This is a genomic window from Psychrobacter sp. Sarcosine-3u-12, assembly GCF_002836005.1.
Classification (GTDB): domain Bacteria; phylum Pseudomonadota; class Gammaproteobacteria; order Pseudomonadales; family Moraxellaceae; genus Psychrobacter; species Psychrobacter okhotskensis.
In genome coordinates, this window is sequence record NZ_PJBY01000061.1 from 1 (window position 1) to 281 (window position 281).

Annotated in this window: 1 pseudogene; it reads right to left on the reverse strand. The window is 46.3% G+C overall.

The features are described 5' to 3' along the window. Positions 1-281 (reverse strand): annotated as a pseudogene (locus tag CXF65_RS01155) (IS982 family transposase); the annotation flags it as partial.

Genomic DNA, 281 nt, shown 5'->3' on the forward strand with positions numbered 1-281 from the left:
CGTCCATAATGACAGACGGGTATCGGAAAACCATCCATAAAATGGATGTTGTCACGGCCCTCAAGTTCACTGACGTTATCTTGTATCCGCTGTTTGACTTGCCACAGATTGGCGCAATGCTTTGCGAAGTTAGGATATGAGCCGATGGTTGGAAACCAGGCATGCCAATGCTGGGTAAAGTATTGCCAAATCTGTTTGTCTTGATCAAGGTTTAAAAACTCACCGACCATCTCCATGCAAATGACCTCAGGATCACTCAGCTTTGGTGCGTAACCTGCACT